The sequence below is a fragment of the Pseudomonas sp. GW821-FHT09E04 genome (genome assembly GCF_059416185.1).
This window is the reverse complement of the sequence record NZ_JBWKOR010000005.1, coordinates 652,079-665,832: the sequence shown is the minus strand read 5'-3', so window position 1 is coordinate 665,832 and position 13,754 is coordinate 652,079. Positions and strand designations below refer to the sequence as shown.

The window sequence follows — 13,754 nt, the reverse complement described above, 5'->3', positions numbered from 1 at the left end:
TTCCCCATGTGAGAGTAGGTCATCGTCAAGATTAAATTCCGAAACCCCAATTGCGAAAGCAGTTGGGGTTTTGTTTTAGTAGAAGTTCCCGTTTTTGCTGGCACGTTACCGTGGTAACGGGCTGGTCACAGAATTTCTTGACGACCATAGAGCGTTGGAACCACCTGATCCCATCCCGAACTCAGAAGTGAAACGATGCATCGCCGATGGTAGTGTGGGGTTTCCCCATGTGAGAGTAGGTCATCGTCAAGATTAAATTCCGAAACCCCTGTTTGCTAACGCAGACAGGGGTTTTGTTGTTTCAGAGCCTACAAAAGTCCGATCTTCAAACCGCTCTGCGTGCCTTGCTGCTTCGACGAGCCTGCCATTTGCGCCACCAGATATAGACGCCAGTCCCCGACAACCCCGCAATCAGAACACCCAATACCGCGATCATCACTTGCCCGGTAAAGCCTATGATCCGTCCTCCATGTATCGGCAACTGCAACCGATAAAACCGCTCTCCCAACGTCCCTTCTCCTGCGATTTCCTGCCCCAGTAATCGCCCGTCCGTACCGTGGAAAAACAACCAGGATTTACCATGGGCCTCGGTGTCATGCTGTCCAAACCCCGCACCGTAGAAGTTGTACTCAAAGCTGTAATACAACTCACCGATTGCCGCAGTCAGTCCCAACCTTTTTCCCTCCTGCTGCGCCCTTTCGTAGGCCTGTTGATAACTCAGTCGAGTGAACCCCAGTTCGTCGGCAGGCATCCGCCCTCGGGCCTCATACACGCTCGGTTCAATCGGAGAGAGCAGCGACACCACTGGTTTGAAGACCTGACTCGGCAAGTTCATGGCCACGCTGCTGACGGCTATCGGCAGTAATAACAACCACAGCCACAGGCCCCCCGCGCGATGCAGATCGAAGTTGAGCCGATAGGCATGCCCGCCCTTGATCTTCCAGGCCGTCGACCACTTCTTCCAGAACGGTTTACCCCGCGGCAAAGTCAGCCAGATAGCGATGAAGCAATCGATCACCCAGGCAATGGCCACCAATCCCATCAACAGCAAACCCCAGTTCCCGGGCAGTGTCAGGTTGTAGTGGAACTCGAGAATGAAAGGAATGAAGTTCTCACGCTGGAAACAGCACTCACCCCAGTAACGCTGGCCTTTTCGCTCGCCACTGACCGGGTCGAGGTAGAACACCTGATTACGCTCATCGAACGGTTTGCCCGTCGCCGGATCATTACGTGGAACCGCCGCCAGCAAGGCTGTGTGACCTGCCTCATTCGGATACTCCATGTACCAGACCTGCAGCCTCGGATGTACCGATTGCACCGCATCGACCAGCTCACCTAGCGGTAGACGCTGCCCCTCGGCCGACGCCGTGTAAAACCCAGGGTTCAGCCACTCATCCAGCTCATGGTTGAACGCCAGAATGCTCCCGGTGATTCCCGCCAGCAGCAGAAACACAGCCGTGGCCAACCCGATATACCGGTGCAGTAAAACCAGAAACGAACGCATGAAATTTTCCCCACGAATACGACAAAGCCAGTCCCTGAATCTCAGGGACTGGCTTTTTTATGCACAAGACAAAGGCTTAGAACTGGTAGCTGACCGTGGCGGCGACGTTGCGCTCCTCGCCCATGTAGCAGAAGTTCAGACTGGCGCAGGAGGCCACGTAGGATTCGTTGGTCAGGTTGTTCGCATTCAGGCGTACGTCCACACCCTTCAAGCCAACTTTGCCCAGGTCATAACCGATCGACGCGTCGAACAACGTGTAGGACGGCACCTTCATGGTGTTCTCTGCATCCGCCCAGCTGTAGCCGACGTAACGCACACCGCCGCCCACTCGCACGCCATCAAGCGCCGCACTGTCGAACTTGTAGTCCGCCCACAGCGATGCCATGTGACGCGGTGCCTGGGTTGGCGAGTTGCCTTTATTCTCGATCACGTTTGTCGGGGTGCTCAGGGTGCTGACCATCGACTTCGAGTACTCGATGTCAGTGAAGGTGTAGCTACCGAGCACTTTCAGGTTATCGGTCAACTGCATGTGCGCTTCCAGTTCCAGACCCTGAGAGCGGACAGCGCCTACAGCGCGATAGAAGTTTTCCTGCGGCAGTTTGGTCGCCAGGTTTTCCTGGTCGATGCGGAACAACGAGGCCGTGAACAGATTGTCGGTGCCAGGTGGCTGGTACTTCAGACCCGCTTCCCACTGCGTGCCATCCGTTGGTGCCAGTGGATTACCGGCACTGTCGGCATAGGAGTTGGGGTTGAACGACTCCGAATAGCTGATGTACGGCGCCAGGCCGTTATCGAACAGGTACAGCGCCCCGACACGGCCCGTCAGTTTGGTGCGCTTGTCGCTGATCTCGGTGCCGACCGGACGGCCCGCCTCGGCAATCCGGTTCTCCTCGGACGTCTCTACCCAGTCCTGCCGCAGACCGAGGGAGAAGCGCCATTTGTCCATCTCAATCAGGTCTTGCAGGTAAACCCCGGTCTGCTCCAGGCGCCGCAGGTAACTGGTCTCACCGTACGGCGTAATAGCGGAATTGCCGTACACCGGGTTGAACGCATTGATCGGCGCCAGGCCACCGCTGGTCCAGTCGACCACGGTTTTGCGTCGCTGGTAATCCGCTCCCATCAGCACCGTGTGCTTGGTCGCACCGGTGAAGAATTCGGCCTGGAGCATGTTGTCGACGATGAACGCGTGCAGTCGCTCGTCACCGCCGGTGTAGTAGCGGTTCAGCTCGTTGCTGGTCGGCGACGTCCAGCCATAGGCGTACACCTGATCCATGTTCACTTTAGAGTCGAGGTAACGGAAGTTCTGCCGCGCGGTGAAGATGTCGTTGAAGCGATGTTCGAACTGATAGCCGAACGACTGCTGATCGCGGGAGTAACCATCGACTCCCGGTTCGCCTTCGAAGAAGTGCGGTGAGATCCGGTTGCCGTTGCGCTGATGAATCGTGCCGTCGGCCGGCACGCCACCGTGATAGCCGCCATCCGGGTCATGTTGCAGATACGCCTGCAGGGTCAGTGAAGTGTCTTCGTTGAAATCGATGCTGACCGTCGGCGCGAGAGCGAAGCGTTTTTCCTTGTTGTGGTCGAATTGCGTGTCGGACTGATCCGTCAAACCGATCAGACGATAGGCGATGCGCTTGTCGTCATCGACCGGGCCGCTGAAGTCAAAACCAACACCGCGCTGGCCCTGAGTGCCAACGGTGGCCTGAACCTGATGATAGGCCTCGTACAACGGTTTCTTGCTGGTCAACGCCACCAGCCCGCCCGGTGAACTGCGGCCGTACAACACCGACGACGGGCCTTTGAGAATGTCCACGCGCTCGAGGAAATAAGGATCGACCTGCATGGTGCTGTAGGTGCCGCTGTCGCCCATGGACTTGAGGCCGTCGAGGTAGATGTTATCCACCGAGCCATCGTTGAAGCCGCGCATCGCCACGTAGTCGTAACGGTGCGTGGCGCCATAGGGGTTGGTCAGCACACCGGGGGTGTAGCGCATGGCCTGGGACACGGTTTGCGAGCCCTGATCGTCCATTTGCTCGCGGGTGACCACGGACACGCTTTGCGAAGTTTCCAGCAGCGCGGTACTGGTTTTGGTGGCGATCTGACTGTGCGTTGCGTTGTAGCCGTCCATGCTGCCCAGTGCGTTGCCGAGGGCAAAACCTTTGATGTCAGTGGTCGGCAGGGCCAGGGCTTCGGTTTCCGTGACGGAGCGCAACACATAGCTGCTGCCGTCCTGACTGACCGCCTCCAGCCCTGAGCCACCGAGCAGATGACTCAGTGCCTGATCGGTCGAATACTCGCCCTGTACGCCGGGTGATTGCCGGCCTTGAGTCTGCTGTGGGGTCATCGACAACGTGATGCCGGCCTGGCGCGCGAACTGGTTCAGCGCCTCGCCCAATGGCCCCGCGGCGATGTTGTAGCGATGGCTGCTGACCTCACTGCCGCTCGCCGCGACGCTCAGGTTCGGCAGCAGGCCGACGCCCAGTGCCGTGGAGAACAACGCGGCACGAACGGCGTGGCGCAGAAGGCCCGATTCGGCAGTGAAATTCAGAGGGTTCTTACAGGTAACGCGCGCAGTCATTGTAGGTTTCCGTTGCAAGTCGCGAAGGCTGAATTGAAGTGCTTACTGACTAAGCCGGCCTTGCCGCGAAAACCCGCCAAAAAATTTCAGACTGCTCGTTCCAGCGTGACCCACCAGCGGGTGCGATAGCGCAATTGCACCGGCAGCGTCTGCGGCAAAATTGCCAGCAACTTGTCGGTGTCATCGAGCCGGAACACGCCGGACAAGCGCAGATCCGCCACCTGCGGGGCGCAATTCAGGAAGCCCTGACGGTAGCGGCCAACCTCATTGAGGAAGTCGCCCAGGCGCATATTGCGCGTCACGATAAGCCCGTCGATCCAGGCGCCGGCATCCATGTCCAGCGGCGGAGCGGGACGCACTTGATGGTGGTCGATCAAATAACTCTGACCGGCAAGCACCTCGGTGGAAGCGCCATCGCTCGTCCGCGGCGAATGAATCGCGACCCGGCCACTGGTGACGCTCAGGCGCGTGCAATCACCTTCCTGACGCAGGATGAACCGCGCGTTGAACGGCTCATAACTGCCATGACGATTTTGCACTCGCAGCGGTCGATCAATCCCCGAACCTTCGTCGGCGCCGCCGCAGGTCACGATGATCTCGCCCCGGGTCAGTTTGATCAGCCGCTGTTGCGCGGTGTAATCGAGGTCCACGGCGCTGGCCGTGTTCAGTTCGATCCGCGTACCGTCGGGCAACTGGAATCCGCGGCGCTCGCCGGTGGCGGTAGCGTAATCGGCGCTCCACTGCTGCCAGGCTGACGTGTCTTTGGCCAGCCACGCGGCGGAGCCCATCAACAACGCACCGGACAGCAGCTTCAATGCCTGACGGCGACCCAGGCTCTGCGCACTGTTTTCCAGTGTGTTGAATGCCACTTGCGCACCCGGAACGGCGCGCAGATTTTGGGTCAGCTCACTTTGCAACGACTGCACCCGCTGCCAGGCCAGTTCGTGATCGTGGTGTTCGGCGCGCCACTGTTCGCATTGGTGGTTCAGACGCGGATTTCCGTGGTTATTACGCAGGCGCAGCAGCCAGTGGATCGCCTGTTTGACCACTTGTTGCGGTGGCTCGGCGCGGCGGGCGAGTGACACATTATCCACCGGCATCAGCTTTCGTACCGCAGCACGTAGCAGTGATACAGCGCATCGGCGACGTAGCGCTCCACCGAGCGCAAGGACAGGCCCATCTGCTCGGCGATCTGCTTGTGGGTCAAACCTTCGCACTGCGCCAGCAGAAACGCCTGACGTACTTTTGGCTTCAGTCCTTCAAGCATGCGGGCAATGCTTTCCAGCAACTCGATCACCAGTGCGCGGGATTCGGCGCTGGGTGTTTCGGCTTCCGGCAGGTGGGCGATGGTTTCCAGATACGCGCGTTCGATTTCTTCGCGCCGCCAATGGTCGATCACCAACCCACGAGCGATGGTGCGCAGAAACGCGCGGGGCGCCTTGAGTTCGAGACGTTCGGTGCGTTGCAGCAGACGCACGAAGGTGTCCTGGGCCAGATCCGCCGCATCGGCCGCATTGCCCAGCCGCGCGCGCAACCAGCCGTTGAGCCAGCTGTGATGACGACTGTAAAGCGCCTGTACTGCAAACTCAGGTGAGGACATGAACGCGACAGCCCGAACGTCACAAATGATAATTAGTCGCATTGTCATCAAGGGTTACAGAATTTGCAACCGGCGCTGCAAAACAGTCATCAAAAAATGACAGGCGAACGCTCTGGCACGCCGTTCGGCGGGAATCTGGCAGAAATGCCGTCCATTTCCTACAAAGCGCTAAGTTTTCTCCGAAGCGTGCCGACAGACTGGTGAGACATGCGTGCACCAAAGTAGAGCGGCCATCAGAACGCTGCCTGCGCTGTACATGGAATGTTGCATCCGGAACGCATCCCCACTTTTGGCATAAGAAGTCCCATGAAATGAATCTCAAGTTCAGCCATAAAATCCTGTTGGCCGCCTCGGGCGTCGTGGTCCTGGCGTTCGCGCTGTTCACTCTGTACAACGACTATCTGCAGCGAAACACCATTCGCCAGAACCTCCAGTCCTCCGTCCAGCAGGCCGGCGACCTGACCGCCAGCAGTGTGCAGAACTGGATGAGCGGGCGGATTCTGGTGCTGGAAAACCTCGCGCAGAACGTCGCCCATCAAGGCAAGAACGCCGACTTCCCTGGGCTGGTCGATCAACCGGCTTTCACCTCGAACTTCCAGTTCACCTACGTCGGCCAGGCCAACGGTGTGTTCACCCAGCGCCCTGACGCGAAGATGCCGGACGGCTACGACCCGCGTCAGCGTCCCTGGTACAAGCAGGCCGTGGCCGCTGACCAGACCATGCTGACCCCGCCTTACATGGCTGCCGTCGGCGGTCTGGTGGTGACCATCGCCATGCCAGTGAAAAAGAACGGCGAGCTGCTCGGTGTGGTGGGCGGTGACCTGAGCCTGGAAACCCTGGTGAAGATCATCAACTCGGTGGACTTCGGTGGCCTGGGCCACGCGTTCCTGGTCAGCGGTGACGGTCAGGTGATCGTCAGCCCGGACAAAGACCAGGTGATGAAGAACCTCAAGGACATCTACCCGAACGCTGATGTGCGTATCCAGAAGGGCAACCAGAACGTGGTGCTCAACGGTCAGGAGCGCATCCTGTCGTTCACCCCGGTCACCGGTCTGCCGAATGCCGAGTGGTACATCGGTCTGTCGATCGACCGCGACAAGGCCTACGCCGCACTTAGCCAGTTCCGTACTTCGGCACTGATCGCGATGTTCGTCGCAGTGGGCGCGATTGCGGTCTTCCTGAGCCTGTTGATCACCGTGCTGATGCGTCCGCTGATCACCATGGGCCGTGCGATGCAGGACATCGCCCAGGGCGAAGGCGATCTGACCCGTCGTCTGGTAGTGGAAAGCAAAGACGAGTTCGGCGAGCTGGGCAGTTCGTTCAACCAGTTCGTGGAGCGGATTCACGCCTCCATCTCCGAAGTGTCTTCCGCGACTCGCCACGTACACGACCTGTCGCAACGGGTGATGGCATCGTCCAACGCCTCGATCATCGGTTCCGACGAGCAAAGCGCGCGCACCAACAGCGTGGCTGCGGCGATCAATCAATTGGGTGCCGCCACCCAGGAAATCGCCCGCAACGCCGCCGATGCTTCGCAACACGCCAGCGGCGCGAGCGAGCAGGCCGATGACGGGCGTCAGGTGGTCGAGCAGACGATTCAGGCGATGACCGAGCTGTCACAAAAGATCAGCCTGTCGTGCACCCAGATCGAAACCCTGAATGCGAGCACCGACAACATCGGCCACATTCTCGATGTGATCAAAGGCATCTCCCAGCAGACCAACCTGCTGGCGCTCAACGCGGCCATCGAAGCGGCCCGTGCCGGTGAAGCCGGACGCGGTTTCGCGGTGGTGGCGGACGAGGTGCGCAACCTCGCTCACCGCACCCAGGAATCGGCGGAAGAGATCCACAAGATGATCACCTCGCTGCAGGTCGGCTCCCGTGAAGCGGTGACCACCATGAACGCCAGTCAGGCGTCCAGCGAAGAGAGCGTTGAAGTGGCGAACCAGGCCGGTCTGCGTCTGGTCAGCGTGACCCAGCGCATCGGCGAAATCGACGGCATGAACCAGTCGGTGGCAGCGGCTACCGAAGAGCAGACTGCGGTGGTGGAAACCCTCAACGTCGACGTCAACCAGATCAACCTGCTGAACCAGCAGAGCGTGGCCAACCTCAATGAAACGTTGAAGGATTGCGATGCGTTGTCGCAGCAGGCCAACCGTTTGAAACAACTGGTCGACAGCTTCAAGATCTGATCGCTTGCGATCAAAAAACAGCCCGCTGCGGAGTGATCCGCAGCGGGCTTTTTCATGCCTTATACAAACAGCTTCAGCACATTGCCCATCGCGTCATCGGCAAACCCTTGCACGAAATCCTTGAACCCCGGCAGCGCCTCAGGGCCGCCGGAAGCCGGCTCGGCAATGATCGTCCAGGTCGCCCGCGACTTGCCCGCGCCCAGCGACTCCACATTCATCGCCGCCCATAGATTGGCCACGCCCAGGGTGTTGTAGATCGTGGTCCAGGTCATGTTCAGCGCCTGGTCATCCCGGGAGTTGAGTTGCTCGACCACTACGTTGCCATCCTTGAAGAACTTCTTGCGCAGCGAAGACACGCCTTCACCGGTCATCTCGATGTGCGACAGCGCCGGAATGAAACGGTCGAAGCCGTCGAATTTGCCGACCACCGCCCACACTTGTTTGGCGTCCACCGGTACTTCCACTGAAGACACGACGTGGCAGCCGTGAGGGTTCTTGATCAGGGTGTCGGGTTGAAGATTGCTCATGGTGTTGCTCCTTGGTGGTTGATTCAGATGAAGTTGATTTCTTTCAGGTAGTCGCAGCCGCGGCGCAGCAGCGCCGGGGATTTTTCCGGGTAGTGCGCGCCCATCTGCTGCACGCCGGCCTGGGCGTTGGCATGGCCGATCAGGGAGATGTCGCCGATGTCTTCCTCGAAGCCGTTGAGGTAGAAACCGAGCACGCCGAACAGCGCGTTGTCGGCATCGACCCGGCCCAATTGCTGTTGCCAGTCGGCGACGCTGACCAGCGAAAATTCGCTGCCGGTTTCGCGGAATGACGCGACGTAGGCATCCCAGCTCAGAGGTTCTGGGTTATGCAGGTTGAACACCGCCCGTTCGGCCGAATAACGGCTGGCGTGGAAGGCGATGAAACGGGCGAGAAAGTCCACCGGCATCAGGTCGAAGTTCAGCGCGAAGGCCGGCACCTGCCCGAGCTGGATCGAGCCCTTGAGCATCAGCATCAAACGGTTCTTGTGCGGCTGGCAGACGCCGCTGAGGCTGTTGAAACTGATGTTGCCGGGCCGATACAGATTGACCCGCACCCCGCGTTCCCGCGCCCGTTCGAGGATGCGTTCACCGACCCATTTCGACAGGTTGTAGCCGTTGCGGATGTAGATCGGCGGCGTCGGTGCTGCGGGCAATTCCAGCACCCGGCCTGCGTCGTCGACAGTGCTGGAGGCCGACAGCGTCGAGACGAAGTTGAAGACCTTCTTGCTGCGCCCTTCGCACAGCCTGAGCAGTTCGAAAATCGGCTCGACGTTGTCCGTCGCCAGCGACTCGTAGTCGAGGACGTGATTGACGTTGGCGGCGTTGTGTACCAGCGCGCCGAACTCCCGATCCAGTCGCTCGAAATCGCTATCGGCCAGGCCCAATTGCGGCCGGGTGATGTCGGCCGAATAGACCTGCACCCGACTCAGGTCCAGATGCTCCAGCCGGTTCTCTCGCAACGAATGGGCAAAGCGCTGCGCCGCCGTTTGCCCGCCGCCGTCGCGCACCAGGCACGCCACCTCGCTGGCGCCCCAACCCAACAACGCCTCGACGATGTGCACGCCGACAAAACTGTTGGCGCCGGTGACGATCACCTTGTGCACATCGCCCATGCGGCTGATCGGCAACGGTTCGATTTCCAGCGGTCGCTCGGCATCGGCCATCGCCTGGGCACTGAGCACCGCGCTGTCATCGGTGCCGCGCACCAGTGTGGCGAGCTTGGCGATGGTCGGCAGTTCGATGAAGCGGTTGATGGAGATGCTGCGGCCGAATTCCTCCCGCAGACGCAGGAGCATGCGCGACAGCAGAATCGAGTGACCACCGAGATTGAAGAAGCTTTCGTCAGTGGAAATGTCGCTGGTCGGCAGCTCCAGCAACTCGCCCCAGATCTCCAGCAGCAGCGCTTCGTCGGCGTTGGCCGGCAGGCATTTGGGGCCGCTGTCCTGCACGCTGACCGGCAGCTCCAGCAAGGCCTTGCGATCGACTTTACCGTTGGCGGCAAATGGCATGGTCGGCAGTTCCGTCCACGCTACCGGTTGCATGTAGTCGGGCAAAAACTGCTGGGCGTGTGCCTTCAGCGCATCACGGGCGGCGTCTGATTGCGGCTGGGCGAGGAACGCCAGAATCCGTCGCTGACTGTCGATCACCACGGCGATTTGCCGATACAGCTGACTCTCGCGCAGGCACCGTTCGATCTCTTCCGGCTCGACCCGGAAGCCGCGGATCTTCACCTGATTGTCGCGGCGTCCGCACAGCTCGATGCCGTCCTCGTCCCACTTGGCCATGTCGCCGCTGCGATAGGCGCGCAGACGCTGGCCGTCCGGCAATTCCAGGTTCAGATAGCGCTCCGCCGTCTGCTGTGGATTGTTCAGGTAACCCAGGCATACACCCGGGCCGACGATGAACAGTTCGCCTACCGTTTGCTCGGCCACCGGTTGTAGATCGTCATCGAGAATCAGCACCTGGCTGTTGGCGATCGGTCCGCCGAGGGTGCGATTGCTGTCACCCGGTTGCAGTTGCCGCGCGGTGATCAACACCGTGGCTTCGGTGGGGCCGTAGAGGTTGTGCAGCTTGCCCTGGCGCGTCAGCTGTTCAATCACGAACGGCTCGCAGACATCGCCGCCGGTCATGATCTGCCCGACGCTTTGCAGTTGCTCCAGCGGCAGGATGCTCAACAGCGCTGGCGGCAGGAAGGCGTGAGTCAGTTGTCGGCGGCGGATCAGCGCCACCAGTTGCAGCGGATCGCGGCGCTGGTTGTCGTCGGGCACCACCAGTTCCGCGCCTTCGAGCAAGGTCGGGAAGATGTCGATCAATGAAGAGTCAAAACTCAGCGACGAGAACTGCAACACCCGACTCTCGGCGTGCAACTGCACGTAATCGGCGTACCACGCGGTGAAGTGCGCAAGGTTCGCCTGGCTGAGCAGCACACCCTTCGGATGCCCGGTGGTGCCAGAGGTGTAGAGCGCCATGCACGGCGCATCGAGCTCAGGCCGACGACGCATCAACGGCAACGACAGATCGGCGTCAGTGCTGTCGATGCGGCTGACATCCAGCCCCGGCATCGAAGCGCTCAGCGGATGTTCGCCGTCGTGCAGCAGCAACACCGCCCCGGCGTTTTCCAGAATGTACTGCTGGCGCTGAAGCGGATGGCTCGGCTCCAGCGGCAGGTACACCGCGCCGCTGCCGAGAACCGCCAGGATCGAAGCGAACAGCGCATCGCATTTCGGCAGGCAAATCCCCACCACCCACGGTTGCGGTTGTGTCTCCAGCATTGCCAGCAACCGTTGCTGGATCGCCCGGCTGTGATCATGCAACTGGCGATAGCTGATCGACTGCTCGGCGAGGTGCAGCGCCGGGCGCTCCGCATGCTCGATCAGACTCTGTTGCAGCCGCTCGATCACCGGAGTCTGTGCCTGTTGCAGCAACGGCGGGTTGGCCGTGGCGTTGAAGCGATGCACATAGGCCAGGCTGTCGAGAAACAGCAGGTTTTCCACCTGCTCGAAGTCCGGCGCACGGGCCGTCTCTGCGTGCTGGAAATACTCGGCATCGCGGGAGAAACGGCTGACCAATAGCGCTACTTCATCCACCACTAGCGCCAGTGTTCGCTGGCGCAGGGCCTGACCGTTGCCGGAGGACTCGTCGGCAATCGGCACGCGGCTCAGCAGTGTCGAGTTGCAGACGCAAAGGAGATCGAGCACCGGCAGTCCGCCGACGCCTGTTGCTCCAATTCCCAGACGCAAGGTCAGGTGCGGTGTCGCGCCGTGATCCTGTGGCGCAAGGCTGCCGTCATCAATCACCAGGTCCATCGACGGAGCCGCTTGCGTCAGCAATGAATGACCGTGTTGTTCGAGCTCCTGCGCCAGGTCGGTCAAGGCCTGGCTGCGGCCCATCAGCAAAATGTCGAGACGTCTCATGTCAGCCTCCTTGTCAAACCAGGTAGTCGCGCAGGGCGTGCTGTACGCACGGTGTGTCGAGCAGTGAGCTGTTGTGGAAAAACCGCACGATGTTGCCCACCAGCGGGTGGTGGCGATTGATCGGGAAGGCCAGCCCGGCCATCTCGTCTTTCAGTGCGCGGCGGGTTGCGTCGTTGACCGGCAAGGCATCGATCAGGCGCAGGTCGAATGACTTCTGTATGTCGTTGGTCAGGTAGTGGCCGATGAACACCGGCAGGATCTGCGCGATGCATTCGCGATCTGCATCGCTTGCGGTGTGCCAGTAGATGCGCACCATCCGCGCCCAGAAACTCGAATGGCGACCCTCGTCGAGCAAGTGGTCGGCCATCAGCCCCTTGATCGACGGCTTGACCGTGTCGTCCCGGGCGAATGCCGCAACATCGCCGGTCACGGTGTTCTCGGCGATGGCGACGCAGATCAGCTCCACGGCGCTGCGCAGGTGCTCGGGGGCCAATTCGACGGCGGCCGGAATCGCCCGGCTCAGTTCGATTTCATTCGGCAACTCGATGGGCTCGATGCCGGTCATGGCCACGGTCTGCTGCATGAAATCCATCGCCACCAGCGCGTGGTAATCCTCGTCCACCACCACGGTCATGGCGTCGTAGCGACAGGCGAACGGGAAGGCCACGGCGAAGCGGTTCTTGGCGATGCTGCGGGCGGTCTTGTCGACGATCTCAGTCTCGAAAATCACCACGTCGTTGATGAATTTGTACAGCGTCTGCACCAGCGCAAAGTCCCGTTGCTCGGGGCATTCGCGCAGGAAGGTTTCACTGAGCACCAACGGCTGGCGACTGAGCGGGTAGATCAGCCGCGCGTCGTCCTCCAGCACGCGGCGCGGCCGGGTGCGGATGGTGGCGCGGCTTTCCCAGGCGTCGGCGAAGGATTGGTAGTCGGCGGCGTTCATTCAGCCACCTCCGCCAACGGCTCGCGCATGCTCAGGCGCAGGCCGTCCCACAGGGCGATGCGGCTTTCCACGGCGGCGACGGCGCTGGCGTAGACCTCGGCTTCACGCTGCGGATCGCCATCGACCAGTCGCTCCAACAGTTGCTCCGCTGCCGGGCCGTGGTCTTCGGAGTCGACCTCGATGTGTCGTTCCAGGTAGTAACGGAAGGTCGGCGCCTGTTCGACACCGATGCCCCAGGCATCGAGCATGCGCTGGAACATGGTCGGGATCACGCTCTCGCGGCCATGCAGGAAGGCGGCGGCGACGCTGTGCCCTGGCGCATGCAGCGCGGTGTGCAAGGTGTCGCGGACGAACTGCGCGGCGGCCGGGTCGACGTCGACACTTTGCAACGCAACGTCATAGCTCACGCCTTCCTGTTGCAGCGCGACGAAACGCTCCACCGCCGAGGTGCTCGCACCGACCTCGCGCATCGCATCCAGGTACAACTCGAAGTGACTGTAATGCCCGTGTGACAGCCGATCGTCCGACTCTTCGCCGAGCACGATTTCATTGATCAGCCGCGCGGCGTGCGGATCGCGCGGCGGCAGCCACGGCAGGCGGGTGCACGTCAGTTCCTGTTGCAGTCGTTTGGTCAGCGACATGAAGTCCCACACGGCAAATACGTGGGACTCCATGAAGCGTCGCAACACTGACAGCGAATCGATTTCGGAGAAGATCGGGTGAACGCTGAGTTCGGCTTTCTTTTGGGCGAGTTGTTCTTTAGTTGGCATGATGCGAGCCTCTGGCTTATAGGGATATAGGGACTTCTCAATCAATGGCTAACAACGTTGGATATAGTTTCCAGGCGAGCGATAGCCTCATTCGTTTCGATGAAAGTTAAAGTTTCATTGAAAGCCCAGGTACAACGGCATACCGCTGAAGGCGGCTGTGAACTGGGCCATATTGCTGGGTCTCGCCGGTTTGTCGGTTCGCTGCAAAACCTGGCGTAGAAAAACTA

9 protein-coding genes and 1 rRNA gene are annotated in these 13,754 nt (G+C 60.5%); 2 read left to right on the top strand and 8 right to left on the bottom strand.

Annotated elements, in window-relative coordinates:
* Positions 1-136: 136 nt before the first annotated feature.
* A 5S ribosomal RNA gene (gene rrf, locus AC07N4_RS21675) occupies positions 137-252 on the top strand.
* 73 nt (positions 253-325) lie between these two features.
* On the opposite strand, the gene AC07N4_RS21670 is transcribed toward rrf, so the two are convergent.
* The 4 genes from AC07N4_RS21670 to AC07N4_RS21655 form a co-directional block, all read right to left on the bottom strand.
* Positions 326-1,504, bottom strand: a complete 1,179-nt coding sequence (locus AC07N4_RS21670) for a PepSY-associated TM helix domain-containing protein (RefSeq protein WP_493065931.1) — start codon at positions 1,502-1,504, stop codon at positions 326-328.
* A 76-nt stretch (positions 1,505-1,580) separates the two neighbouring features.
* Positions 1,581-4,082, bottom strand: coding sequence for a TonB-dependent siderophore receptor (locus AC07N4_RS21665; protein ID WP_493065930.1), 2,502 nt, complete (start codon positions 4,080-4,082; stop codon positions 1,581-1,583).
* 86 nt (positions 4,083-4,168) lie between these two features.
* Positions 4,169-5,182, bottom strand: a complete 1,014-nt coding sequence (locus AC07N4_RS21660; protein ID WP_493065929.1) for a FecR domain-containing protein — start codon at positions 5,180-5,182, stop codon at positions 4,169-4,171.
* A complete protein-coding gene (locus tag AC07N4_RS21655; protein WP_493065928.1) occupies positions 5,182-5,682 on the bottom strand; it encodes a sigma-70 family RNA polymerase sigma factor in 501 nt (166 codons plus the stop codon). The genes AC07N4_RS21660 and AC07N4_RS21655 overlap by 1 nt, the downstream gene beginning before the upstream one ends.
* Positions 5,683-5,993: 311 nt before the next feature.
* Between AC07N4_RS21655 and AC07N4_RS21650 the strand changes: the two genes are divergently transcribed.
* Positions 5,994-7,874 carry a methyl-accepting chemotaxis protein gene (locus AC07N4_RS21650; protein WP_085712595.1) on the top strand — a complete coding sequence of 627 codons (1,881 nt, stop codon included), beginning with the start codon at positions 5,994-5,996 and terminating at the stop codon, positions 7,872-7,874.
* Positions 7,875-7,933: 59 nt separating this feature from the next.
* Here the strand turns inward: AC07N4_RS21650 and AC07N4_RS21645 are convergent, their stop codons facing one another.
* Genes AC07N4_RS21645 through AC07N4_RS21630 form a run of 4 tightly spaced genes read right to left on the bottom strand, consistent with a single transcriptional unit; the run spans position 7,934 to position 13,527 of the window.
* Entirely contained in the window at positions 7,934-8,401 is a 468-nt protein-coding gene (locus AC07N4_RS21645; RefSeq protein ID WP_102620528.1) for an SRPBCC family protein, read from the bottom strand.
* A gap of 23 nt (positions 8,402-8,424) precedes the next feature.
* Entirely contained in the window at positions 8,425-11,814 is a 3,390-nt protein-coding gene (locus AC07N4_RS21640; RefSeq protein ID WP_493065927.1) for an amino acid adenylation domain-containing protein, read from the bottom strand.
* Positions 11,815-11,827: 13 nt separating this feature from the next.
* Complete coding sequence (locus AC07N4_RS21635; protein ID WP_127796537.1) at positions 11,828-12,757, bottom strand: diiron oxygenase; 930 nt, start codon at positions 12,755-12,757, stop codon at positions 11,828-11,830.
* Entirely contained in the window at positions 12,754-13,527 is a 774-nt protein-coding gene (locus AC07N4_RS21630; RefSeq protein WP_096823044.1) for a DUF3050 domain-containing protein, read from the bottom strand. Before AC07N4_RS21630 ends, AC07N4_RS21635 begins: the two co-directional genes overlap by 4 nt.
* Between the last annotated feature and the right edge of the window lie 227 nt (positions 13,528-13,754).

Bases quoted from the DNA above. Each gene is read 5' to 3' on its own strand.
- AC07N4_RS21650 (WP_085712595.1), top strand. From the start codon at position 5,994: ATGAATCTCAAGTTCAGCCATAAAATCCTGTTGGCCGCCTCGGGCGTC.
- AC07N4_RS21655 (WP_493065928.1), bottom strand. From the start codon at position 5,682: ATGTCCTCACCTGAGTTTGCAGTACAGGCGCTTTACAGTCGTCATCAC.
- AC07N4_RS21640 (WP_493065927.1), bottom strand. From the start codon at position 11,814: ATGAGACGTCTCGACATTTTGCTGATGGGCCGCAGCCAGGCCTTGACC.
- AC07N4_RS21635 (WP_127796537.1), bottom strand. From the start codon at position 12,757: ATGAACGCCGCCGACTACCAATCCTTCGCCGACGCCTGGGAAAGCCGC.
- AC07N4_RS21630 (WP_096823044.1), bottom strand. From the start codon at position 13,527: ATGCCAACTAAAGAACAACTCGCCCAAAAGAAAGCCGAACTCAGCGTT.
- AC07N4_RS21645 (WP_102620528.1), bottom strand. From the start codon at position 8,401: ATGAGCAATCTTCAACCCGACACCCTGATCAAGAACCCTCACGGCTGC.
- AC07N4_RS21665 (WP_493065930.1), bottom strand. From the start codon at position 4,082: ATGACTGCGCGCGTTACCTGTAAGAACCCTCTGAATTTCACTGCCGAA.
- AC07N4_RS21670 (WP_493065931.1), bottom strand. From the start codon at position 1,504: ATGCGTTCGTTTCTGGTTTTACTGCACCGGTATATCGGGTTGGCCACG.
- AC07N4_RS21660 (WP_493065929.1), bottom strand. From the start codon at position 5,182: ATGCCGGTGGATAATGTGTCACTCGCCCGCCGCGCCGAGCCACCGCAA.